Origin of the sequence: Microcoleus sp. w1-18aA5 (assembly GCF_036701705.1) — a bacterium.
GTDB lineage: Bacteria > Cyanobacteriota > Cyanobacteriia > Cyanobacteriales > Microcoleaceae > Microcoleus.
In genome coordinates this window covers 93,251-116,946 of sequence record NZ_JAUPTE010000009.1, presented here as the reverse complement: position 1 = coordinate 116,946, position 23,696 = coordinate 93,251, and the positions used below count along the sequence as shown (strand labels likewise).

Below are 23,696 nucleotides of genomic sequence, written 5' to 3'. Positions count from 1 at the left end.
AGTTTTTGAGCAACAGCTTGCCTTCTGCTAAAAGGCTGCTACTTTTAGCTGCACTGATTTTTTAGTCTAAACTACAGGTATTGACGTGTATCCGATAAAAAAGCCCCCGAGTTTATCCCTGGGGTCAATGGTTCAATTCTTTAATCTTTAATCTAAAATCTAAAATCTAAAATCGATTGACTCTTGCTATAATCGCCAAGATTATCAATTTCTAGGAATCCCCAACTCCTGAGACATCAACAGCGATAAACATAAATCCGCCATAAAAATCAACACCCAAGAAGTTACCACCGCCGCCGTGGCAGCTTGGCCTACTCCTTTCCCTCCGCCCACCGTCGTCAATCCCCAACCGCAACCGACAAGGGCAATTATCAACCCAAAAATAAAACTTTTAATCGCCACAGTTACTAAATCCCAAGGCGCCAAAAAAGTCCGCACTGATTCCAAAAATACCGACGGTTCCAAATTATAAAAATTAACCGCTACAAATAGCCCGCCCAAAATCCCCACCGCTACCGCAAAAATTGTTAAAATCGGCAGCATGATGCAGCAAGCTATCACCCTCGGCACCACTAAATAATCAACCGGATTTGTTCTTAACATATACAGGGCGTCTATTTGTTCCGTCACCTGCATTTCTCCTATCTCCGCCGCAAAAGCCGAACCTACTTGTCCCGCCACCACGCCCCCCGTTAAAAGCGGTGCTAATTCCCCACAAAATGCCACAGCAAAAGGACCTCCCACCGCCTCAACCGCCCCAAAGCGAACCAATTCTCGGGCGGATTGAAAGGTAAAAATCATGCCCCCAAAAAAGGCTATTAGCAGCACGGATCGCAAAGAATCCAAGCCTACCGTTACTAAATGTTCCATGATTTTGCGGCGGTCAATTTTGCCTTGGACTATGCGTAGCAGCACTTGGCCACCCAGGAACAATGTCACCAAAAAACGCTGAAACCACCTGTTATTGAAGGTTTCATCTAAATGTCGATCGTGTTCTTGGTCTTTTTTAACCAATGACTCAGGGCTCGCGATTAATTGCAAACAGGGCGAAGCACTGCCACCTACTGATTTTCGGCAATCCTACAGCAATTATTGCACGATTTGTCAACATATATTTTCAGTCTGCCTGCCCTGCAGTTGGTGGGTTGGGCGCGGTTTAAGATTTATTTATTGGTGACTTAACTTAATCGCCGCGCCTAACCCACCCTACAATATGACTGACTACTGGGCAAGCAACAACTCGATAAACTTATCCAACTGTTCATTATTCTTTTCGGTTTGCTCTTTGCCAATTCTCAGCAGGTCTGATATTTTCTCTTCCGAGGCATCATCAATCTGCAGCGGTTGTTCATGGCTCAAATCGGGAGTAATTCTCAAATATTGATTCGGTCTTTCAACCGCATCATAAATCTGGATGAGTTGATAATTTACAGTTTCCGCAACTCCCGTCATCATGATATTAATTAAAGGCTCAACCCACTCAACTTGACCCCAATTTTTTACTTCTTCATAGGGGAATTTTTTCTGAGCTTCTCCTGTCCCCAGCGATAAAATTACCATATCTTTTGCTGTCGGGCTTTTGTCGAGGCTATCGTCAGGAATACTGAATTTATTTCTAACTTCAGCATAGGCACAAAGTGCCGGATTGTTGGCGAATACTCCCCCGTCAATTAAAGCGTAGCGTTCGTTAGTCAAAGAGTAAATTTTTGGAACTTCAAAATATGAGGGAGCGGCAGATGTGGCTCTGGCGATATCTCTGATAAAATAGTCTTCGGCTGGATATTGTTGAGCATCTATTTGATCGAAAAAGTGAGCTTTTCTTCTTTCGATGTCGTAACTGGAAATCAAACAAGGTTTTAGCAGTTGGCTGAGTTTGCAATCTCTAAAGTTTTCCAAAAATAATTTTTCTAAGCGATCACTCGCATATTTCTCATCTATCAAACCATCTAGAGATCTGACTTTTTGCCAAAATGAAGTCTGAAAAACGTCACGGCCACTCTTAATCGAAAAATTAACAGCGTCTTGGGCCGCCCAGCGAGGTCTGCTGGGATTTTCGCCATCTGGACACAAATAGATGCAAGTTAAAATTCCTCCCGCACTCGTGCCGGCGATTAAATCAAAATAGTCAGCTATTCTCGCATCTGGGTTGCCACTTTTTTGTTGCAGCTTTGACTCAACGCTAACTAAAATTTGCGCGGGAATAATTCCTCTAATTCCGCCTCCATCTATGGATAAAATCCGGGTATATTTAGCCATAACTGTTGTCTATTCTGGACGTTTGCTCGTTTCCTAATTTCAAATCCCTAAGCCTCGGAATTCATGCACCGCTCAATCTCTCCTCTCAAATCTTCAATCTAAATTTAATTGGCGGGCTGCGATCGTATAGCGAAAAATGTATTCTACAATTTCTACGTAATTGTAGGCGGCGGCTGGCGAGTCTGCCCAGACTGTGATGCCGTGATCGCGAATTAATAAAGCGGGTACAGAGGGCGCACAAATGGCAAAGAATTCGCAAATTTCCTTGGCTATCTTAGGGACTTCCAAATAATTTGTAAAGAGGGGTATCGACACTTGCGGGTTTTCCTCCCAAACCCCCAAACCTTTCAGCATTTCGATCGCGGGTAAAGGCACTGCATCTCCTACAGTCAGCCGAGAAACTAAATTTGCCTCGATGGAGTGGACGTGATAGCAAGCTTTAGCGTCTGGAAAACAATTGTAAACGGCTAAATGAATGCTGGTTTCGGCCGAAGGGCGGCTGTCGGCAACAGGTTGCTCGACAATTGCGCCGTCTGAGCTCATTCTGATAAAATCTCGTTCAGTTAACTGCCCTTTCGCACGGCCGCTAGCAGTAATCCAAAAACTGCCATCGGGTAAGCGGGCTGAAAGATTGCCAGCAGTCCCAACCATCCAACCGCGATCGTAAAAATGTTTGGCTGCTGCAATTAAATCTGATCTTAAATCGCCACTCATTCTTTACAAATCCTCAGTTTTTAATCTACTTTTTGCGTTAATAGGAATTGTGCTGGCCTATCTAAACGTAGGGTAATCCGTACACACCTTATATCAAATTCGATCGCATCGGACTTATCTGCACGGGGGCGGGTTTATTATATTGTTTATTATGGGCAATTATTGTGGGTGAACCCTCCCCTACAAAATTTAACATCATACAATACCGATGCAAACGGAATTTATATTACCTGAGAAAGGCGATAGTTTCAATTCCATTTTTGGGACAAATTTTCCAAAATGTCAAAAAAATTATCCCATTTAGTATAAGGCTTTTGTTGTTCGTCTAGATACTCGGCAAGCCGATCGCGCGCAAACACCGACGAAGCCTGCAAAGCCATATTAAAATCCGTCAGCGAATCTCCTATCGCCACTTGTTCCTGGGCCGGGTGCTGGCCCATCACCCGCACCTTAGACACCAATTCCTCATCTCCTTCAAACTTAGAATTGACTTGCAAGCGAGGGCCACTAGCGTCCACATCCACAGCGTAAATAACGCTCGCCCGCTTTACCAAATCGCCCATTACCGTCTCTACCATAATCCGAAGACCGCCGGACACGATCGCAAAATCTACCTTTTTCTCGTCCAAAAAATCCAGCAATTCCACCAATCCCGGCCGCATCAGCTTTGCCCTAGAAAATTCCACAATTTCCCCGTAACGTTCCGAGGGAATAGACTCTAGTAACTGCCGCACTCCCGATCGCAAACTCAACCTTCTAGCGTATATTTCAGGCATCAGTTGAGACGACAGTTCCGGTGCGAAATGCTTGAGCATTGCCACAAAAGTTTCTTCAACAGTTATCGTGCCGTCAAAGTCGCAGAATACCACCCGTTGCTGATTGTTCGGGATTGAATATTTTTGCTTGTCATCGGTCATTGTCAGTCGCACCTTTCGAGAACGGGAAAAGTTTACACAATTCATCCTACACTGTCGAGTGATCGAGCGCGACTGCCCAAAACTAATAGTGACGCGCTGTTTGTTAGCAATTTCCCGCCGGATTTTATGCAGATTATTCGAGAGAATCTTCATCATCCAGGGAATCATCCAGGGAATCTTCATCTTCCAGGGAATCTTCATCTTCCAGGGAATCTTCCAAGGAATCTTCTACGTCCTGCTTTTGGTTTTTTGTCTTTTGGGGGTTAGACTTAGCCGGCAAACAGATTAAATTATCATCCTCAGTATTAATCAAACCTTTCGATCGCAACTTACCCATCAGCCGCGTCACCGTCACTCGCGTTGAGCCGATGGCGCTGCCAATTTGAGCGTGCGTCAAAGTCCAAGGCAGCCGGTAGCCCCGAACCACCTCTGGTTCGTCGTCACCTACGTAAGGTTCGCCGAACTCCTCGATCAACAAAGTGAGAAACCCCAACAGTCGGTCGATCGTCCGGCGCTGTCCCAAAGTGCTCAGCCAGAGCAGTTTCCGCTGGTGTTGGTAACGAAACGCATCCAAAATTTCTCTACGAAAGTGAGGCCAATTATCCAAGTCGTGCCAATACATCCACACTACGTGAGTTTGATCGGCATGAGCGTAAGCTTGGAGAGTAAACGGAGACTGAGCAACCAGTTCAAAGGGCTGACCGGCGCCGACGAAGCCCAAAAAAGCTTCTTCTGTAGTTTTCTCAGCGGATTTCGACTTCGTCGCCGCAGCGCTAACTTGAGCGCTGCCTACGAGCCGCACAGAACCTTTCTGGACTAAATAGAGCAGTCCGGGTCTTGCCGGAATCCGCTCGTCTTTGCTAAAAGTCCGGCAGCGGTAGTGTTCCTGGGCCCAGTCGATAATTCGCTGCCAAGTGATAAAAGGTCGATCGATAGTCTCTAGATGTGTGGAAGTTGATTGCATAAGTGAGGCTCTGGGATATATTTAATAGTGAGAAAAACAGCTTTTGCCAGCAGTGCGATACCAAGTGAGACAACCAACCCCCGATCAAGCTTGCACGCTTCTTAACTGTGCTGACTTTTCTTAGTTTTACCGAAAAATTTAATGTAGCAAAAAATACATCAAAATGGTAGAGTTCAGCAAAAAATTTGTCGTAAATTATTGTATATTTAGCAAAAAAATCCCTAGAAAGCCTATTAATTCGATGTAGCCCCGATCGGGGGAGCAGATCGACTATCTCTGACATCAGCAGTTTAACGTACAAGAACAGTGGAAGTGGTAACACTCGATAGTTGCTCTTACGTTAGGATGAGCCGATATGGATACAGCAAATATGGAGCAGTGCCTGGAAGTTACAGTGAAGTGTTTCTTGCTTTCCAGGTTCCAAAGCGCGATCGCCCAGCAAGAGGCACTAGGGAAAATTCCATTAAATCTCATAGGTGACACCATTCTCAAGAACGGGCAAGATGCCCATTCCACAAGAGATGAATTTTCTTGTGGAACAGGCAAGATGCCTCTTGCTAAACAAGTAATTGAGAATGGTGCAATATTTCCGTTAAATCGGAGTAAAGATAGCGCGCGGGTGCTGTACGTGTCTGCGATCGCCCTGAAATTGGCTAAAACTTGGCAGCAGACACCGCAGACAATTGCGACCGAGTTGGCCGAAACTCTCGAACCGCTGTGCTACCCAGATTTCGCCGTTAAAGTCGCGCCGACGGGAATTATTGAGCTGGAGTTGACTGATGCAGGTTTAGCCGTCTGGTTGCAGCGTTTAGCTCAAACGAACCTCCCAATTCCCGAATCTAGAATATTATCCCCTGTTGTGTCTGCTGATCGACTGTTTCCCATTCAGTACAGCCACGCGCGCTGCTGTTCCCTGCTGCGAATGGCCCACCGCGATCGCATAATTGCGATCGCCCAGCCAGATGTCACTACAGCGCCACAAATTTGGTCGCTGGCGAGTCCAAATCCTATCCCTTGGATTGACGAGGGCGATCGAGTGCGGTTAGTGCATCCAGCCGAACGCCGTTTAATATCCCAACTGTTAACAGTGCTAGACAATTTATATCCTACTTTCGGGGTAAAAAAACGTGAACAACCTGTCAATTATTTCAAATTAGCCAATAGTTTGAGCGAAGCATTTCAGACTTTTTACACTCACTGCCGAATTTGGGGAGAAGTCAAAATAAGACAGCCAAAACTCGCCCAAGCCCGATTAGGTTTAATATTAGCAACTCAATCTTTGTTGCGATTTATCCTAGAAGAGTTATTGAGCACCCTTGCTCCTTTAGAACTTTAGATTTAATCCTTATTATTTTTTTTAGCAACATTTTTCCCTACTCAGAGGTGGCTTTCCGCAAGTTTCCTTGACTTCTTCCATCGGAAAATTTTTCTATTTTATCTGGATTGCGATGAACCATGCAGTAAGCTAATGTCGCATAGAAAATTTCTAAAAAATTAGCTATTTCTTGACAATTTTACCTGAGTGATTAATCAAATTAATTTCTTTTATCTAAGTTGGGTCGTCTTATTTTATTTTATTTTATTTTATTTTATTTGATTTGATTTCTTGAAGTAATCTTTTTTTGGGGTTTTTAGACTGAGGATTTTTACCTGACCTCTATGGCTGTGCTCCTTAAAATACTTAATCTTATATTATACAATTAAGCTGCTACGCAGCTTATCTATTGGCTATCCAGTATGCTCGAAAAACAAGAAGAATACAGCTTAGTAGGAACGAATCCTCTCCCTCTTCAGGAAGAAATCCAAGAGGATATAGCCTTACCAGAGATGGTACTTCTGACCAATCGACCTCTAAAACTTTCCAAACCGGAAACTCGGTCAAGCCTCAGAGCCCTAACTTTGGACGGTGTATTTGCTACGCTTTTTTACAGCATCATCGGCGGCGCGTTGCTCAGTAATTTCTTGCTCGATTTGGGGGCTGGTCCAGTCGAAATTGGTATGCTCTCCTCCATTCCTCAACTGGTAAATCTGCTCCAACCGTTCGGAGCTTATATAGCAGACCGAACACAAAGCCGCCACTGGTATTCCTTCTGGATTTTCGGAATGTCGCGACTGCTGTGGCTGATTCTCGTGCCAGCCCTTTGGTTGGGAGGCTCATTTCATCTGGCCGGACATCAGCTAGTGCAGTTGACATTGGCAATCATCTGGGTAACTCAAGTCTTAGAATCTTTAGGTCGTGCTTCGTTCTTGAGCTGGTTGGCGGCGTTAGTACCTCAGCGGTTGCGCGGGCGGTATTTTGGCTTTCGCAATAGTGCTGTCAGCTTGACGAATCTCATTGGTGTGCCGTTGCTGGCTCTAGTGGTATCGAACTGGCCCGGTGGAAAGCTCCAAGGTTACAGTGCCATCTTGGTTTTAGGAATTGTACTTGGCCTCATCAGTCTAGGTTGTCAGTTCTTTATGACCGATGTGAACCCAAAGCTTGTACACGTCACGCATTCAGATACAGGCGAAAAATCATCCACAGGGACAATTTTTAGCTTTCTCAAGGAAGCCAATTTTTTAAAGTTTTTGCTTTACTCTGGTCTATGGAGCTTTGCCGTTAACGTCAGCGCGCCCTTCTTTAATCTTTACTTGCTGGATGACCTAAATATAGATGTCAGCGTGGTAACGCTCTATAGCAGTTTAGGTGCTGGTGCTAACTTGCTGATGCTGGTTTTTTGGGGGAAGCTGGCTGACCGGGTTGGGAATCGCCCGATTATGCTAGTAGTGGGAGTTTTGGTGGCTCTGACCCCTCTACTCTGGCTAGAAGGTGGAACGGCTCCAATTTTCCTATGGGTCTGGTTTCCGCTGTTGCACATAATCGGCGGTGGGACGTGGGCGGCGATCGACCTGTGCAGTGGTAATCTGATGATGTCGGTGGCACCACTGTTGAATCAGTCGATATACTTTGCGATCGCGGCCGCGGTTCCTGGTGTCACTGGGGCAATGGGAATAACCGTGGGTGGCTTTCTCGCCACTTTGACCAATCTCGGTGGCTTGCCAGGGGTGTTTGCGCTCTCAGCCGTTTTACGACTGGTGGCTCTCCTGACCTTGGTTTTTGTTCACGAGCACCGTTCTGTGTCTTTGGGTAAGTTTTGGCTGCTCTTGTTGCCAGCTTGGTGGAGAAGAGTGGCAATTGAACCTGGAGACATCAGGTTTCAACCATTAATAGTTGAACAGTTGGACTGTCCACATGAAAGCTCATGCGATCGCTCTTCAACTCTTGATTGATTGTACGGCACAAGAGTCCGAAAATAATTCCTAAAAGAGTTTATTAACCATTTTTAAAGTGTTAAAATACTCATCAGATAATCTCAGATGTGACGGTTGTTGGCTCGCTTTTTTTCAAAAATATAAAGTCTGGCTACTCGGATAAGTTTTGAATGGTATCTAATTATTTTGTGGGTGCGTTCAAAATTTTTTACGATGCCGATCGAGCTTTGAGGAACGATCGCCAATTCTCCGGCTGGTCGATCGCTTCTGGAACGACGATGCTAAATTTAATCACTTGACGAGCGGCTGTTAAGGGTTCTTCAAATTCTGGCATTGTAAAATAGCGAGATTTTTATTCAGTTGTTTGAGGATAAATCTCATGGTCACACTACCAGGTAGAGCCTCACCGGGGCGTCAAATCCATCGATGAATATCCCAAGATAATGTCTGCATCTAGTTTAAGTCGTTGCAGGCGAGATTTGGTTTTTTGCAGTTTTTGTGATCGGCAGCGTTACTGTAAATGTACTGCCGACGCCTTCTTCACTGATCAAAGTAATTTCGCCACCGTGCAAGTCCACGCATTTTTTAACAATGCTCAGCCCCAGTCCAGTACCAGGAATGCGACCGACATTTTTAGCCCGGTAAAATGAATCAAACAGCCGTCCTTGGTCTGCGATAGGTATGCCAATTCCTGCATCCTGTACTGAAAAAATAGCCTCCGTTTCAGTAAGTTGTAATTCAAAAATTACTTCGGTATTTGGGGGAGAATACTTAATAGCATTGGACAGCAAATTGCCCAGAATTCGCCTGAGCAAGCTTACCTCCAAACACGCCATCGCGGATTGATGGTGATTGACAAAAATCAGCGTCACCCGCTCATTTTCATGTTTCAACTTCAGGCTGCTCTGAAATTCCTCTACCAACTCATTACACAACTTTGCTAAGTCTATCGGTAGCAAGCAAAAACCTGTTTTTCCCGACTCAACACGCCCCAGCAGCAAAACATCATCTAATAACAAATCTATGCCTTTTGCAGCTGCTTGAGTTTTGTCTAGAAGTTCTTGTGTTTTCTCCTCTGTTAATGTTAACTTGTACTTGCTAAGAAGTTGTGTAGTGCCGATGATGAAATTCAAAGGATTGCGAACGTCATGGGCAATCATGTACAGCAAAAATGTTTTCATCTCATTGAGTTCTTGGGCTGTTTGCAAAGTGCGATCGAGTTGGTCGTGAGACAATTTGAGAGTTAAAGACAACTGGCGCGATCGCAGCAAAATCTCCACCCGCGCTTGCAATTCTATCTTCTCGATCGGAGCGATAATCAAATCGTCAATACTTTGCCAAATAAATTGTGTTGCCATCCCTACATCCGAGCGGGATGTAATCAAAAGAAAAGGCAAGCATACCGGGTGTTCTGCCTCTTTTTGGGCGGCAACCCATTGCCAGTGGCGTTTCAGGGAAATACCGTCAATTATCGCCAGGTCAAAAGATTGATTAAATGGTAAAAACTCCTCACTATTTTCGGTTGAGTTGGGCAGCAATACCTCATAATAAACTGCTAGCCATTCTAATAACAATCGGCGATTTTCTTTTTGTTCGACAAGCAATAAAATTTGACTCACGCAGATTCTCCTAGCAAGCTGTGAACAATTCCCAGCAAATCTCTAACTATCAAAGGTTTTACCAACATATTCCGAGCCCCGTGGCAGAGGCTTTCGTGCTGAATGGCAGCGCTTTGTTTGGGCGAGAGTATCAGAAAAGGGATTTGGTGATTTCGCAGTTGTTCGCAGCAGTCCCAAATCCGGCGATCGAAACCAGAAATATCTACTAAAGCCATCCCGATCCTAGCAGGCTGACTGATAGCTTGTGCAACATCTTCATAGTTATAAGCCGCGATCATCTGGTATCCTTCTTTATTGAGAAATTGTGCTAATAGTTCCAAGTTTCGCTGATTGCGGTCTACGGCTAAAATTATTGAGTTGCCAGTCATTTATCAGCTTCCTGTGAATACGGGTTATACCATTTTAGATTTTAGATTGTAGATTTGAGATTTTAGAATGGGGAGTGAGTGATTATATATGGGTTGGGAGGTAGCCTCAAGTTGGATTCTTTTTTTATCTGGTATTAGCTTACTTTTCGGCGAGGGATTACATAGGTTTTCAGTTGAGTCAAATACAGTAGGGGTACAGGACACGGCCACGTGCCCTGTGCCCCTACTGTATTTCATAGAATTGAAAACTACACTACGATAAAAGTCTAAAAATACACAAATTTACCAATATATTTAAGTTTTCCAGAACTTAGGCTACTGGTGAGGTGCGCGGTGCGCCCCCTACAGCTAGTGGTGAGGTGCGCGGTGCGCCCCCTACTTATTAGTAGATTCACGACTGCAAAATTAGCTGCACTTGCCCAGAAACAGCAGGACAAGCCCCGATTCAATCTTCGTCCGGTTCCCCCTCAATCCACACCGGCGCCGAACTCAAAATGCCGCGCAGCCCCCGTATCGGTTTGCTGACTTTGATGCCGTAGCGAGTAATCTCGAGTTCTCGCAAAGTTCTCTCGAAATTGCTGACTCGTTTTTTAATTACTCCGATCCCCTTGCGGATTTCTGTCCTATTATGCAGTTGGCGTTCCAGATAGCGTATAAACAGAAGATTATCCGCCAAATAGCTAATTCCGATCTCGGTCAGCCGAAAATCTCCGCTAATAGCTTCTACCTCATTAATCAAAATAACGGTGACTCCCATATTCTTCAGATACTTACACAAAGCGTGCAAATTGTTCACCAAATCTTGCCCCTGCATCGAAAGCTGATAGCCAGAAATACTGTCAATCATCACAATCCGCGTCTTTTCCTGTTCCACTTCCTGCCGTACCATACAGGCAAACTGATCCGGCGAGTACAGCAAAGGTTCCACGGGTATCACCGAAAGACTTCCTTGCCCTATCATCGCCCCAACCGGGATGTTAACTGATTCGCAGCGCTGCAACAGAGTAGAAGTTGACTCCTCAAAAATGTAAACTACCGATCGCTCCCCCCTTCCTGCAGCTTCCTTCATAAACTGAATGCCCACCGTGGTTTTACCCACGCCGCTAGGCCCGCTAATCACCGTCACAGTCCCCCGTTCCAGTCCCCCGTGCAGTAATTCGTCGATTTCTGGAACCCCAGAAGAAATCGCTTCCGCAACAAAATCCTGTTGAAAGTTGTCCGGCAGCAGTCGCGGAAATACTTCCATACCAGCCTGAGTCAGGCGCAGCGAATGGCGGCCGCTGCGGAAGTTGGAGCCTCGCAGCTTGGTGACAGACAGGGCGCGTCCTTCAGGGCGCAGTTCCAAGTAAATTACTCCGTCGCTGATGAATTGCAAATCGTCATCGGGAGCACTTGAAGTGCCTTCTGAAGTGAACACCACCGTCGCCCCCCCTTCCACCAAAAACCGCAGAAAAGACAAAACTTGCTTGCGAAACTGAAACTCATCCGCAGCTAAGTAGCGAAATTGAGTGATCGCGTCCAAAAACACCCGTTGTGGCTTGACAGCTTGAACTCGCTCGATAATCTTTTGTGTAGTCGGTTCTCGCTCCACCTCGGAGGGGGAGAAAATGTCATAAGTTTGAACTTGGGTAAAAAATTCTGACGATGGGCTCAAATCGAGAAACGCCATCGCTTCCATATCAAAACCGAGACTTGCGGCATTGGCGCGCAATTGCGCTTCCGGTTCTCCTAAAGTAATAAACAGGGGCGTTTCTCCCAGAGCCACACCTGCTGCCAAAAAGTGAAAGCCCAGTGTAGTCTTGCCAGTACCCGGGCCGCCGCGCACCAGATAAGAGCGTTGAGGAATTAGGCCACCGCCAATCACTTCGTTGAGACCGGTAATTCCCATAGAAATTCGGTTTTGAGACATTTGTTTCTTCATGTTTTGAATATCGGGCCCGTATTAATATTTAATGGTTTTAGGCAGTGTTTTGATAATTTTTTTTAGCGGGCGTCTGATAACCTTCATGAAATCTTTTTCTACCGAAAATTACGTAAGCACACAAGAATTAGAAAGTATTGTCGGCACTGCTGGCATCTGTCGCTGGCAAGATACAGAGCCATTTTGGCAAGAACGGGTAGAAAAAGCAGTTGCCCCCCACACGAAAATAGATTGTACTGTTTACCCGAATACTCAGGAAGAACTGGCGGCTGTCATTGCTTGGGCTGGGCAAAATCGCTGTGCAGTCTTGCCTTGTGGCAGCGGCAGCAAACTTGATTGGGGTGGTTTAGTTAAATTAGACTCCGATCCCCCCCAGCCCAGGGCGGGCACGGGGGCACCGCCCCTACAAAGGGGGGAGCAAGATGTTGTCAAAGTGGGTCTTTTTAAGGGGGATTTAAGGGTATCTCGTGATGCAGCGGGGCTTGTGGCTGTCAGCACTTCGCGCCTCAATCGGCTTGTAGAACACGCTGTGGGCGATTTAACTGTGACGGCAGAAGCCGGGATGAAGTTTGCGGATTTGCAGCAAATTTTAGCTGCAGCAGGTCAATTTTTGCCGATCGATCCAGCATATCCGCAAGAGGTAACTTTGGGCGGCATTGTCGCTACTGCTGATGCGGGTTCCTTGCGGCATCGCTATCGCGGGGTGCGCGATTTGCTGTTGGGAATTACCTTTGTGCGATCGGACGGTAAAATTGCGGTAGCCGGGGGTCGAGTTGTTAAAAATGTCGCCGGCTACGACTTGATGAAACTGTTTACTGGTGCTTACGGCACATTGGGGGTCATTTCTCAAGTAACTTTCCGAGTTTATCCGCTGCCTGAATCATCGGGAACCGTAGTGCTGACAGGGGAAACTAATGCTTTGTCCCAAACGGCTCAAATCTTATTATCCTCTGCTTTGACACCGACAGCCGTTGATTTGCTGTCACCTGAATTAGTCGCAAAATTAGGCTTAGGAAAGGGCACGGGATTAATCGTCAGATTTCAAAGTATCGCAGAAAGTGTTAAACAACAATCAGCCCGCTTGCTGGAAGTTGGCGAAAAATTGGGTTTGCAAGGCACTAGCTGCTGCGAAAATGATGAGCATCAGTTATGGCAAAGATTGCCAGAAACAATGTGGGATTCTGGCACAAAGTCGGCAATTATTTGCAAAATAGGAATCAGACCGTCGGAAGCTGTAACGGCTATTAACGAATTGCCGGTACAGGACGCTTGGATTCATGCAGGCAGCGGTTTGGGGGTTTTGCGGTTTGAGAATGCGACGGCGGACAGGTTGTTGCAGGTACGCAGAGGGTGCGAAGCGAAAGGCGGTTTTCTGAGTGTTTTAGCAGCGCCGACCGACATCAAGCAACAGTTAGATGTTTGGGGCTATACTGGAAGTGCGATCGATTTAATGCGCCGGATTAAACAGCAGTTTGACCCGGAAAATATTTTGAGCCCCCATCGTTTTATAAGCGGTATTGTAAAACTTCATTGAGTTTATAAGCAATAATGGTATTATATTGTTGTGAGTGTTGAATAAGGAATACGCATAGCCCAAAAAACGCAAGTCTCAAATGCAACTAACAGAGAGGCACATCATTAAATCAACGGAACACCGTTTCGCCCAAATAGACGAACTAGCTTTCAAGTCCAAAAACCTCTACAATGCCGCCAATTACGTCATTCGTCAGAGTTTTATTTATGGGTGGGGCTATGTCAATTACAACGAAATGAACCGATTGATGAAGTCTCACGAAGCATATAAGGCTTTGCCTGCTAAAGTAAGTCAGCAAATCTTGATGGTGCTAGACAAGAATTGGAAATCGTTTTTTGAAACCGTTAAAGCTTACAAAGCTGACTCTTCAAAATTCACGGGTCGCCCAAAATTGCCAAAGTACAAAGATAAGACTAAAGGGCGAAATCTTCTCGTCTACACGATTCAAGCAATTAGCAGCAAACAGTTGAAGAAAGGAATCATTAAACTTTCCGGCACTGAACTTTCAATTAAAACCCAAGTCAATCCCAACCAGATTTGTCAAGTTAGACTGGTTCCGAAATGTGATTCCTATGTAATTGAGGTGATTTATGATGCTTGTACTGAGCGTAGTCGAAGTGAACCGGAGTCCACCCTTGGCAATGCCAACTCTGTAGCTAGTATTGATTTGGGACTGGATAATTTAGTGGCGTTAACTTCAAATCAGCCGGGATTTATCCCTTTGTTGATTAACGGGCGACCATTAAAATCGATTAACCAGTTCTATAACAAACGCAAATCCCGATTACAATCCCAGTTAAAAGGGAATCGTCAAACCTCACCCAGGATTCAGCGATTAACTCGCTGTCGCAATCAGAAAGTTGATAATTACTTGCATCATGCTAGTCGTGTGATTGTTGCGATTTTAAATACAAAAAAAATGGGGACGCTAGTAATTGGCAAGAATGCACAGTGGAAAACTGAAATTGATCTAGGGAAGCAAACCAACCAAAACTTTGTTAGTATTCCTCACTCTCGATTAATTGAAATGTTGGAGTACAAAGCTCGGTTGGTGGGAATCACAGTAATTGTGCAGGAAGAATCCTACACATCGCGGGCAAACTTCGTGGGTCTAGACCCAATCCCTGTCTACGGGAAAACAGAAAAAGAGCCAATGTTTACTGGTAAGCGTATTAAGCGAGGTTTGTACAAAACATCGACTGGTCAGTTAATTAATTCTGATATCAACGCTTCGTACAACATCCTCAGAAAAGCAATCCCAAATGCCTTCAGCGATGGGATAGGGAGCTGCGTAGTTCAGCCGAGGCGGGTTAATCCGCTCAAAGTAAAAGTGAAGGGGGAGGGACTTGAAGCCTCCCATGCCTATAAATGACTATACTTTTACCAGCTATTTAGTTTAAAGTTTGTAGTCAGGACTTGATTCGTTCAGGACTTCTGTAAAAAGTGGTTTTACACGCTACTTCTAGCGGAATTTTTCGCGCGGCAAACCTACAGATAAAGCTTCTGCCTAAATTCCATTAAACTGACTAAAGTTCTGGGTACGAAGAAAAACAATTAGGTAATATATATATGCAAACTTCAGAAAAATCTCAAGTTCCCAGCGACGATTTAAGACCTGCCAAAGAAAGCAATTTTCTAGCACAAAATCCCCACTTACAAACCCTCGAAATCCCCGGTTTCGACGCCAACAATCCGCCCGATCCGAAATTAATCGATACTTGCGTACACTGCGGCTTTTGTTTGTCAACTTGTCCAAGTTATCGCGTACTCGGAAAAGAAATGGATTCGCCCAGAGGCCGCATTTATTTAATGGATGCAATCAACAAAGGCGACGCACCATTAAACGAAGCAACCTCCCAGCATTTTGATACTTGTTTGGGCTGTTTAGCCTGCGTTACAACTTGCCCTTCTGGAGTTCAATACGACAAATTAATTTCCGCAACGCGCCACCAAGTTACTAGAAATCAGGAACGCACTTTTTCGGACAATGTAATTCGCACTCTGATTTTTAATCTTTTCCCTTATCCTCACAGATTGCGACCTTTGCTTGCACCGCTGTTTATTTATCAAAAATTAGGACTGCCAAAACTTGTCCGCAAAACAGGTTTGCTGAAAAAAGTATTTCCCCGCTTGGCTGCGATGGAATCAATTTTGCCGAAAGTTACTGTCGATTCTTTCCGGGATAATTTACCAGAGGTAATTCCGGCAGAAGGGGAGAAACGCTATCGAGTCGGCGTGATTTTAGGCTGTGTCCAGCGGCTGTTATTTTCGCCAGTTAATGAAGCTACTGTGCGTGTTTTGACGGCTAACGGTTGCGAGGTTGTGGTTCCTAAAAGTCAGGGATGCTGTGCTGCTTTGCCGGAACACCAAGGCCAAGCGGAACAGGCGAAAGCTTTGGCGAGACAAATGATTGATAGCTTTGAAAATACGGGTGTTGATTTTGTGATTATCAACGCTGCTGGCTGCGGCCATACTTTGAAAGAATACGGTCATATTTTAGCAGATGACCCTGATTATCGGGAGAAAGCTGAAAAATTTGCTGTTAATGTTAAGGACGTGCAAGAGTTTTTAGCAAGTGCGGGAATTACGGCGAAACTTAATCCTTTGATTGATGGAGATTTGACAATTGTTTATCAGGATGCTTGTCATTTGTTGCACGGGCAAAAGATTAGTTTGCAGCCGCGTCAGTTGCTGCAACAAATCCCTGGGGTGAAGTTAAAAGAGCCTGTGGATGCGGCTTTGTGCTGCGGGAGTGCGGGAGTTTACAATATGCTTCAGCCGGAGATTGCTGATGAATTAGGAGTGCAAAAGGTGGAGAATTTGCTGAATACTGGGGCGGAGTTGATTGCTTCTTCTAATCCGGGTTGTTCTTTGCAAATTAAGAAGCATTTGGAGTTGCAGGGAAAGGAAGTTACTTTAATGCACCCTATTGAGCTTTTGGATTATTCGATTCGCGGGGTGAAGTTGCTGAGGAAGTAGTTTTGTAGGGCGAGTGGTGTCTGCCCTATTTTCGCTGCTGAATGAGATTTTTTTTTTGATGAACCGCTGTATTGAGAAAGATCGCACTTTGGGCTGCTGTTCTAGCGGAAAGACTGCGATCGATGGGTATTGACGCGGAATAATTGTAGACTTGATTGGGGCAAAGGGCGATAGCACTTTTAAATTTTAGCAAAAGTGCGATCGGCATAATAACTAATGACTAATGACTAATGACTATTTCCCCTCTTCTAACCTCAAAAAATGCACCTGTCCCGAAGCTTCCGCCACTACGATTGTCACCCCATCAGGTGCAATAGCGCAAGCTTTCAAAGCACTATCTCCCCTGAAACTAGCAATTACTTCTCGACTTAACAAATCCCAAACTTTGAGAGTATTATCGTCCGAAACAGAAATTGCCTTTGTTCCCATAGTCGCCACAGATGTTACCGCATCAGCATGACCTACCAAAGTAAAAACTTCTTTTCTACTTGACAAATCCCAAACTTTCAAATTGTGTTCCCGCCCGCCAGAAATCGCCCATTTGCCATCCGCCGTAACTGCCACAGCATTCACAAAACTCTCATGACCTTTGAGAGTGAAAAGTAGATTTTTGACGGCTAAATTCCATAAATTTGCCAAAATATTCTTTTCTTTTCCCAAACTCCAAATTTTCAGAGTTTGGTCGCCGGAAGCCGAAATAACCCGCTTGCTGTCGGGAGTAACTGCCACAGCTTTTATCCCGTCCTCATGACCTGAAAAAGTAAAAAGTTCCTCTCCTGTTTCTAAACTCCAAACTTTAATAGTTTTGTCTCCCGAACCGGAAATCGCCATCGTTCCGTCCGCAGTCACTGCCACAGAATTTACCCAGTCTGTATGACCAGTGAAAGTAAAGATTTCTTTTCCGGTTTCTAGACTCCAAACTTTCACAGTTTTGTCGCCGGAACCCGAAACTATTTGCTTGCTATCCGGTGTTATTGCGATCGCTTTTACCCAATCTTGGTGTCCAGAAATAGTAAAAATTTCCTGTCCGTTTTTGAGATTCCAGACTTTAATGCTGTTGTCTCCTGAACCGGAAATCGCTTTCGTACCGTCCGCCGTCACTGCTACAGCATTTACCCAGTCATCGTGACCTGCAAATGATAAATTTTCTTTGCCTCTTTCTAAGTGCCAAACTTTGAGAGTTTTGTCAGAGGAACCAGAAACTATCCGCTTGCCGTCGGGGGTAACAGCCACAGCATTCACTGGGGCGATGTGATTGGTAAAAGTGAAAAGTTCTTCTTTTGTTTCCAGATTCCAAACTTTCAGCGTTTTATCACCGGAAGCCGAAATGACCCGTTTGCCGTCGGGACTGACTGCCACAGCTTGAACGAAACTGCTGTGTTTTCCTAAAGTGAAAAGTTGCTTTCTTTCTGACAAACTCCAGACTTGAACTGTTCCGTCGTAACTGCCGGAAATTATGAGTTCGCCGTCGGGAGTAACTGCTACACTTTTTACCCAGTCTTCATGACCCGTGAGAGTAAAAACTTCTTTTCCAGTTTCTAGGTTCCAGACTTTCATGCTGTTGTCTCCCGACCCGGAAATCAACCGTTTGCTATCATGAGTTACGGCTACGGACTGGACAAAACTGCTGTGACCTTTGAAGTTAAAAATTACTTCTCTGCTTGTCAAATCCCAAACTTTAATACTGCCATCCCAAGAACCTGAAATTACTCGCTTGCCGTCAGGAGTTACTGCTACTGCTTCTACGGCAAAAGTATCGCCTGCAAAGGTAAATATTTCTGTCCCTGTTTCTAAATCCCAAATTTTAATTGTATTGTCCCAAGAACCGGAAATTACTTTAGTGCCGTCGGGGGTGACAGCTACAGCATTGACGTAGGTAAGATGACCTTTGAGGGTGGCAAGTTCTTCTCCTGTTTCTAAGTGCCAAATTTTGAGATTGTGGTCAGAGGAGGCAGAAATTGCCCGCTTGCCGTCGGCGGTGATTGCTACAGCTTGTACCCAGTCTGTATGTCCGGTGAGGGTACGCAACAATCTCCCGCCAGGAGGGGTAAAGCTGGGCGTTAGCGGTCGCATCCAGGGGGTTGTTTGGTGTTGTGCCTGTGCTAGCATTGCTTGAATTTCTGGACTTTCAAAGCGCATCAAGCGGGCTATTAGTTGGGTGGCTAGTTGGCTTTTATCTGTGGCTAGAATGTGGGCAGACAACCGAATTGCTTCTTGGATTAATTTGAGTTGGTCGGCTTTTTTCTCTGAGATAATATCGGGACTTGTTGCTAAATCGTAATCTTCTATGAGCGCCTGTACTCCCGATGCTGACAGCTTGGCTTTAATAAAGTTGTAATCTGTTAGTAAGCTGTATAATTTTTCGCAGTCTGAATTCGCTGCTAGCTGACTTGGCAGGATTTCCAGGTAGTGCGTCTGTTCTGCGGGCTCCATTTTATCCAGCCCTTGTTTAAACTCGGTCATAAATTTACGGATGTGTTTTTTAAATGTATGCGATCGCTAGCTGTACCCTACCGAAAAGCCGATCGAGAATCTTTTCTCTTGACTTAGCATGACATATTTGAATGCTATGTGCTACGGGCTTGCTGTCCTTGGTTTGGTGATGGTTCGATGAATTGCTTGTTTTTTAGTCGGAGTCTGCTTTGAGAATTTTCAAGCAGTGCGATTACAATAAATCGTCGCTAATATAATTAAACTCAGCAACGCCCAATTTACCGATCAATTGACAAAAGCTCACATATATCGTTGCTTTTCTTAACATAGCTGGTGTTTGGGCGATGATGGTCGATCGATCAGCACTGTCAATCGATTTTAGATTTTAGATTTTAGATTTTAGATTTTAGATTTTAGAGTTGGCCCCACGGATAAATTCGGGGGGCAAGTTTCTCGGAGACAAGTTTTTTATTTCTGGACGGATGAATCCGGGGGCTTGTATCCTGGATGCTTTCGGTCAAAGCTAAAAAATTTCAGGTATCGTAATCCTATTTAAAGTGCGAAAAAGACCTTTTATAACGAAATATGATGGCGGATGCTCTAATTTTCTGTCAAGTCGGCCGCATCAGCGAGGCAGATGTCCCCCCTGGTTGGGTTTCGTACCAGGGCGGCATCTGCAATCTGTTTCACCCAAAGCTCTCAGAAAGCTTTGCAGGTGCGCCCCCTTCCTCTAAAATATAGAAAAGGACTTGCACTCTTAAACCAGGTTTCTAGACAAAATCATTGGTTTGACCGCTAGGTACGTAGGAAGAAACCGGGTTTCTGACTCCATAGCGCGCAAGTCACGATCGCAAATAAAGCAGTATTGACTTTAGAGACAAATTTCATGGATGTTATCGAGTTTTTCGAGTTAAGTGCAGGCAAATGGTTTTCTCAGCGTACCGTACACAATCTCAATTCTGGGGAATTGCAGGCCGGTAAATCCGACCTCAAAATAGAACTACTGACAGCTAGCGATGCAGCAGTCGTCAAACTTTGCCAACAACACTCGATTAACCCGGCTTCAACTGGGCTAACCAGCGTTCGGATTAGTTGGGACGGTATTCCCGATCGCGACAAAGCTAAACAAATCGGTTCTACAATACTAGCGATCGTACCAAATCCCGACAATCCAAGCGAAGGTAAAGTGTTGCAAGACAAGGGTAATAGTCGCTACGTGATGGGCGAGGACGTGCTGACATTGATTACAGAATCAGACACCCTCCATGCCGAAGAAAGGCTGTGGTATCTCATGCCCAATTTGCGGCTACGGACTAGCTTTGTTAAACAAGCTAACGGTACGGAACAAGCTTCTTTTTGTTCGGAAATTCGGATGGGAGTAACTGCCCCAAGCGAAAAGTGAAAAATAACTATCTAGTACGCAAAGTTTACACTCTATTTCTGTTTTCTCCCTTCTTTCTTCGGCCTTCTTTGGCAATCGCTTTTAACTTGGTATGAAAATCAGTGTGTTTGACAACTGGGAATGATTTTGCCACAGGTTTGTCCGCTAATTTTTGCTCGGCTTCGGCTCGATCGGCGAGGGCGGTAACAGCCACATCTTCATATACAACAAATTCTGTATTTTCTTTTGTGCGATCGTCGGCTGCGGGCAATTTTCCTGTTTCCTCTGCCTCTGTGTTTGGGACTTCTGCATGAAGCGCCACATCAAGTTGCGCCTCTGATATCCCAAGCAAATGTAACTCTGCGGCAGTTACTTTGGATTCCGGGTCCGATAAAAGTATATCTTCCTGTGGTAGTTGAGCAGCATTTTCCCCGGTTAAATTTTGAGGAAAATTATTGCATACCAAGCGTTCAAACTCGCGATTGAAATGATAGAGAGGTTGACCTATCCGATGCCACATACTCAATAGCTGTCCCACAGAAACAGCCTTGTAGCGGCCTTGGTAAAGCGCTTCAACCACTGCTAAACGCAGCCAATAGCCGGGATACTTGGTCAGCCATTCACCCGCCAATTTCTCGGCTTTTTTGCCACCTAGGTCAAAACCGTAGTGAACCAGCAGAGCCGCTGCTTGTGCAGATATTGCGGTCACTTCTGTCATTTGTTGACTGTTATCTGTTGACTGTTATCTGTTGACTGTTATCTGTTGACTGTTGACTGTTGGTTCCAAATTCCCAATGACCAATGCCCAATTAGCAAATTGAATTAATCGGATAAACGCACCCCTCCTTCTACAGTTCGCGCGTCCCCGGAAAAAGGTTCGGGAGTCCCATTCCAGTTGAAGTCGCTAACTCTAAAAGTCAGGCTGCCGACTTGACGCTCAGGATTAAAACGCAAAATGATTGCGTAGCTGCGGCGACTGTATTCTAAAGTGTAATTCGTACTGATTGTTTCCCCGCTTTCTAAATTAATAGCACTTTGAAATCCAACTCGAAAGCCTCCGTAAACTTGCTGGACAAGTCCAAAAGACAGGACTCTCAAATCTACTAAGCGATCGAATAAAAACGGCGATATACCGTCCCGTCCCACCTGGGTATAAGTCACGTTAAACCCAGTGTAATCGAGGAAAGGGCGGGAGAAATGGCCGAACTGCCCTTGAATGCCGACGCTGCCGGCGAGCGAATTTTGTCTGTCGCCACTGCTGTAATAAGTTCCAACCCCCCGGAGTCCCAAGGCCAGTTGCAAGAAAGGAACCACCGGCGTCCGCGTATACCTCAAACCCTGGGTGGGAGTGCGAGGCAGCGGTTCGCCCTCCCACAGGTTGAAACCGCGACTCAAGGCAAAGCTGAGCTGGGAACGCCCCAGATCGACGCGGTTGTTTTCCCGCACTGGTTCGAGCAAGTCTGCTTGATCGGTGTCAGCATTGATAAATTGATACCCAGCTTGGTAGCTGAGATTGATGCCCGTGCCTCCGAGTGGGATGACTGGGGAAGTCAGGACTGCCCCCAGGCTGCTCTGCACGGTTTGATAGCCCAGAGAACCGTTGAACAGTCGATCGCGATAACTGTATTCTGCTGCCAGAGTGTGAGTGCCGATCAACTGTCGCAGGCGCAAATTCCCCCGAAAGCTGTCTTCCGGCAAATTGGGGAAATCTTCAAAACTCAGAAATATTGCCGATCCGTCCAGGCTGGTGCGCGGGCCGAGACTAGCGCGTAACCTCGCTTTCAGCCCGTAGCTGTCGGGAGAAAATGGATTACCGCCGTTCTCTGCCACGAGCCGCTGGAGGTAAATTTGGGGCGTCAGGGTCAGCCGCACCGGCCCGTTCTGCAACACCTCAAAACCGCACTCGGCATACAAACCGCCTCTGTCCCCCCCGTCGTAGCCAAAGGTCAAACATGGGCCGTTTTGCTGCCGGCTGTCAAACACTTGCCTGCGGGGATACACGGGTATTTTGACGCGGTTGTCGAACACCAAGCGGGGTTTAGTTGTGACTAATTCCTCTGCCGTGGGCGAAATCCTTCTAATCGTCGCCGTCCGGGCCCTGTATTCAAATTCCGGCGGGGAAAACGGGTCGTTAGTAAGCCGAATGTTGGTTGCTACCCTCGCGCCGTCTGGCAGGAGTTCGATGCGTTCTGCTTCAAAGCGGATGCGGTTGACGGCACCGACCACTTGGGGGGCTGCTAGCTGTCCGCCTCCGCCGATAGTCACTGTAGCAGCGCCGGGGGATTTGACTCCGCGCAGGGGCTGCTGGCTGGTAATTCGATCGCTCAGAGGCTGTTCAAGAATCGTCCCGGCACTGATATCTGTCGGCAGTGTGGGAGTCAATTCGCTACCTGCTGCGGGCAGGAATATTTCGCCCCTGGCTTGTTCGACTGCGCCGCTGTTGAGGCCGAGATTGAACTCCATCCGCTGACCGCGCACTACTTGTTGGCCGCGGGTATAGGCGACATTGCCGGATGCTACCACTTGGCGGGTGACTAAGTTGACGATCGCTCGATCGGCATCAATCACAGTTTGCCGGAACCGCACAACGACATTACCAACTGCCGTGACAATTTGCTGCTTGTCGTCGAATTCTTGGCTGTCAGCTTTAACTTCGATAGTATCGGCCGGACTCACCGGAAAAGGCACGGTTCGCCCAGAAGGGGCGGTGCGGACTCCCGGCGGCGCGGCTGGTTTAGGTTTCGGTGTCGGGGCAGCGGGGGTTCTGGGTGCGGGGGCAGTTCCTGGTGTGGGAATGTCGAACTGCTGTTGCCCGCTGGGTGCTGGTTCTAGCGCGGGTTCTGGAACGGGAATCTCCGCAGGTTCGGGAGAGTTATCTTCTAACTGCCGGCCTTGGGCCTGATACCAACTTTCCTGCTTTCGGACAACATTCCCCTCCTGTTGTTTCTGGGCCTCTGCGGTTCGTTTTCGATTGCGAATGGCAACGGCATTTTCTACCGAACCCAATGGGTAAGCCGTAAACGAGGAATCTTTCGGAGTTTCCGCAGTTTCGGGTTCTCTCACAGGGGCCTGACGCTGAAATCCCACCACTGCCTCGCCGCTTTCCACTGCAGCTAAGGGGTCGGCGATTTCTGGAAGCTGGTCGGTGGCTGGGGTGGTGCCCCGGAGTGGGGCTGCGGGTTCTTCTGGGGCCGGTGTGGGTTCTGGCTGAACGATATCTGGGCTTGGTTCCGGTATTTCTGTGGGGTTGCGGAGGGTGTCTCCATCGCCGGCCGCGACAGTGAGGGCGACTTTTTTTGGTTTTGCGATGTAGATGATGCCAGGGGGTTCTGGCGGCGGTACCGGATAGGGCATAGTT

18 protein-coding genes are annotated in these 23,696 nt (G+C 46.3%); 6 read left to right on the top strand and 12 right to left on the bottom strand.

Going from position 1 to position 23,696, the window contains the following annotated elements:
* Positions 1-204: 204 nt before the first annotated feature.
* From Q5691_RS05305 to Q5691_RS05285, 5 genes are all read right to left on the bottom strand, one after another.
* Entirely contained in the window at positions 205-1,014 is an 810-nt protein-coding gene (locus tag Q5691_RS05305) for an MlaE family lipid ABC transporter permease subunit (protein ID WP_333213081.1), read from the bottom strand.
* 207 nt (positions 1,015-1,221) lie between these two features.
* Positions 1,222-2,256 (bottom strand): patatin-like phospholipase family protein, encoded by a 1,035-nt coding sequence (locus tag Q5691_RS05300; protein WP_333213082.1) that lies wholly within the window; start codon positions 2,254-2,256, stop codon positions 1,222-1,224.
* Positions 2,257-2,349: 93 nt separating this feature from the next.
* Positions 2,350-2,970 (bottom strand): methylthioribulose 1-phosphate dehydratase, encoded by a 621-nt coding sequence (gene mtnB, locus Q5691_RS05295; RefSeq protein ID WP_333213083.1) that lies wholly within the window; start codon positions 2,968-2,970, stop codon positions 2,350-2,352.
* A 248-nt stretch (positions 2,971-3,218) separates the two neighbouring features.
* Positions 3,219-4,088, bottom strand: a complete 870-nt coding sequence (locus tag Q5691_RS05290) for an HAD-IB family phosphatase (RefSeq protein WP_333344088.1) — start codon at positions 4,086-4,088, stop codon at positions 3,219-3,221.
* Positions 4,021-4,851 (bottom strand): Crp/Fnr family transcriptional regulator, encoded by an 831-nt coding sequence (locus Q5691_RS05285; protein ID WP_445304759.1) that lies wholly within the window; start codon positions 4,849-4,851, stop codon positions 4,021-4,023. Before Q5691_RS05285 ends, Q5691_RS05290 begins: the two co-directional genes overlap by 68 nt.
* Before the next feature lie 355 nt (positions 4,852-5,206).
* Between Q5691_RS05285 and Q5691_RS05280 the strand changes: the two genes are divergently transcribed.
* Together Q5691_RS05280 and Q5691_RS05275 are read left to right on the top strand one after the other, a co-directional pair.
* Positions 5,207-6,187 (top strand): DALR anticodon-binding domain-containing protein, encoded by a 981-nt coding sequence (locus tag Q5691_RS05280; RefSeq protein ID WP_333309058.1) that lies wholly within the window; start codon positions 5,207-5,209, stop codon positions 6,185-6,187.
* 401 nt (positions 6,188-6,588) lie between these two features.
* Positions 6,589-8,121, top strand: coding sequence for an MFS transporter (locus tag Q5691_RS05275; protein ID WP_333309056.1), 1,533 nt, complete (start codon positions 6,589-6,591; stop codon positions 8,119-8,121).
* A gap of 190 nt (positions 8,122-8,311) precedes the next feature.
* On the opposite strand, the gene Q5691_RS05270 is transcribed toward Q5691_RS05275, so the two are convergent.
* From Q5691_RS05270 to Q5691_RS05255, 4 genes are all read right to left on the bottom strand, one after another.
* Complete coding sequence (locus Q5691_RS05270; RefSeq protein ID WP_333309053.1) at positions 8,312-8,437, bottom strand: hypothetical protein; 126 nt, start codon at positions 8,435-8,437, stop codon at positions 8,312-8,314.
* 124 nt (positions 8,438-8,561) lie between these two features.
* On the bottom strand, positions 8,562-9,722 hold the full coding sequence (locus Q5691_RS05265) for an ATP-binding protein (protein ID WP_333344086.1): 1,161 nt from the start codon (positions 9,720-9,722) through the stop codon (positions 8,562-8,564).
* Complete coding sequence (locus Q5691_RS05260; RefSeq protein ID WP_333216708.1) at positions 9,719-10,090, bottom strand: response regulator; 372 nt, start codon at positions 10,088-10,090, stop codon at positions 9,719-9,721. Before Q5691_RS05260 ends, Q5691_RS05265 begins: the two co-directional genes overlap by 4 nt.
* A gap of 445 nt (positions 10,091-10,535) precedes the next feature.
* The gene (locus Q5691_RS05255) at positions 10,536-11,999 is read right to left on the bottom strand and encodes an ATPase domain-containing protein (RefSeq protein ID WP_333216706.1); all 1,464 of its coding nucleotides are present in this window, start codon (positions 11,997-11,999) and stop codon (positions 10,536-10,538) included.
* 97 nt (positions 12,000-12,096) lie between these two features.
* Between Q5691_RS05255 and Q5691_RS05250 the strand changes: the two genes are divergently transcribed.
* The 3 genes from Q5691_RS05250 to Q5691_RS05240 all read left to right on the top strand — a co-directional run bounded on the left by Q5691_RS05250 (position 12,097) and on the right by Q5691_RS05240 (position 16,524).
* Entirely contained in the window at positions 12,097-13,545 is a 1,449-nt protein-coding gene (locus Q5691_RS05250; RefSeq protein ID WP_333309049.1) for an FAD-binding oxidoreductase, read from the top strand.
* 79 nt (positions 13,546-13,624) lie between these two features.
* Positions 13,625-14,917, top strand: coding sequence for a transposase (locus tag Q5691_RS05245; RefSeq protein WP_333344085.1), 1,293 nt, complete (start codon positions 13,625-13,627; stop codon positions 14,915-14,917).
* A 197-nt stretch (positions 14,918-15,114) separates the two neighbouring features.
* Complete coding sequence (locus tag Q5691_RS05240) at positions 15,115-16,524, top strand: heterodisulfide reductase-related iron-sulfur binding cluster (protein WP_333344084.1); 1,410 nt, start codon at positions 15,115-15,117, stop codon at positions 16,522-16,524.
* Positions 16,525-16,758: 234 nt separating this feature from the next.
* Here the strand turns inward: Q5691_RS05240 and Q5691_RS05235 are convergent, their stop codons facing one another.
* A complete protein-coding gene (locus tag Q5691_RS05235) occupies positions 16,759-18,999 on the bottom strand; it encodes a hypothetical protein (RefSeq protein ID WP_333211810.1) in 2,241 nt (746 codons plus the stop codon).
* 844 nt (positions 19,000-19,843) lie between these two features.
* Here Q5691_RS05235 and Q5691_RS05230 point away from each other — a divergent pair.
* Positions 19,844-20,359, top strand: a complete 516-nt coding sequence (locus Q5691_RS05230) for a phycobiliprotein lyase (RefSeq protein WP_333211718.1) — start codon at positions 19,844-19,846, stop codon at positions 20,357-20,359.
* Positions 20,360-20,384: 25 nt separating this feature from the next.
* Here Q5691_RS05230 and Q5691_RS05225 read toward each other — a convergent pair whose 3' ends face one another.
* Together Q5691_RS05225 and Q5691_RS05220 are read right to left on the bottom strand one after the other, a co-directional pair.
* Positions 20,385-21,056 carry a hypothetical protein gene (locus tag Q5691_RS05225; protein WP_333211719.1) on the bottom strand — a complete coding sequence of 224 codons (672 nt, stop codon included), beginning with the start codon at positions 21,054-21,056 and terminating at the stop codon, positions 20,385-20,387.
* A 104-nt stretch (positions 21,057-21,160) separates the two neighbouring features.
* Positions 21,161-23,692, bottom strand: a complete 2,532-nt coding sequence (locus Q5691_RS05220) for a DUF3769 domain-containing protein (protein WP_333309041.1) — start codon at positions 23,690-23,692, stop codon at positions 21,161-21,163.
* Positions 23,693-23,696: the final 4 nt, after the last annotated feature.

What these genes read in the sequence shown, in the direction of transcription:
- Q5691_RS05300 (WP_333213082.1), bottom strand. Translation starts at nt 2,256, where the DNA reads ATGGCTAAATATACCCGGATTTTATCCATAGATGGAGGCGGAATTAGA.
- mtnB (WP_333213083.1), bottom strand. Translation starts at nt 2,970, where the DNA reads ATGAGTGGCGATTTAAGATCAGATTTAATTGCAGCAGCCAAACATTTT.
- Q5691_RS05290 (WP_333344088.1), bottom strand. Translation starts at nt 4,088, where the DNA reads ATGAAGATTCCCTGGAAGATGAAGATTCCCTGGATGATTCCCTGGATG.
- Q5691_RS05285 (WP_445304759.1), bottom strand. Translation starts at nt 4,851, where the DNA reads ATGCAATCAACTTCCACACATCTAGAGACTATCGATCGACCTTTTATC.
- Q5691_RS05280 (WP_333309058.1), top strand. Translation starts at nt 5,207, where the DNA reads ATGGATACAGCAAATATGGAGCAGTGCCTGGAAGTTACAGTGAAGTGT.
- Q5691_RS05275 (WP_333309056.1), top strand. Translation starts at nt 6,589, where the DNA reads ATGCTCGAAAAACAAGAAGAATACAGCTTAGTAGGAACGAATCCTCTC.
- Q5691_RS05270 (WP_333309053.1), bottom strand. Translation starts at nt 8,437, where the DNA reads ATGCCAGAATTTGAAGAACCCTTAACAGCCGCTCGTCAAGTGATTAAA.
- Q5691_RS05260 (WP_333216708.1), bottom strand. Translation starts at nt 10,090, where the DNA reads ATGACTGGCAACTCAATAATTTTAGCCGTAGACCGCAATCAGCGAAAC.
- Q5691_RS05255 (WP_333216706.1), bottom strand. Translation starts at nt 11,999, where the DNA reads ATGTCTCAAAACCGAATTTCTATGGGAATTACCGGTCTCAACGAAGTG.
- Q5691_RS05250 (WP_333309049.1), top strand. Translation starts at nt 12,097, where the DNA reads ATGAAATCTTTTTCTACCGAAAATTACGTAAGCACACAAGAATTAGAA.
- Q5691_RS05245 (WP_333344085.1), top strand. Translation starts at nt 13,625, where the DNA reads ATGCAACTAACAGAGAGGCACATCATTAAATCAACGGAACACCGTTTC.
- Q5691_RS05240 (WP_333344084.1), top strand. Translation starts at nt 15,115, where the DNA reads ATGCAAACTTCAGAAAAATCTCAAGTTCCCAGCGACGATTTAAGACCT.
- Q5691_RS05230 (WP_333211718.1), top strand. Translation starts at nt 19,844, where the DNA reads ATGGATGTTATCGAGTTTTTCGAGTTAAGTGCAGGCAAATGGTTTTCT.
- Q5691_RS05225 (WP_333211719.1), bottom strand. Translation starts at nt 21,056, where the DNA reads ATGACAGAAGTGACCGCAATATCTGCACAAGCAGCGGCTCTGCTGGTT.
- Q5691_RS05220 (WP_333309041.1), bottom strand. Translation starts at nt 23,692, where the DNA reads ATGCCCTATCCGGTACCGCCGCCAGAACCCCCTGGCATCATCTACATC.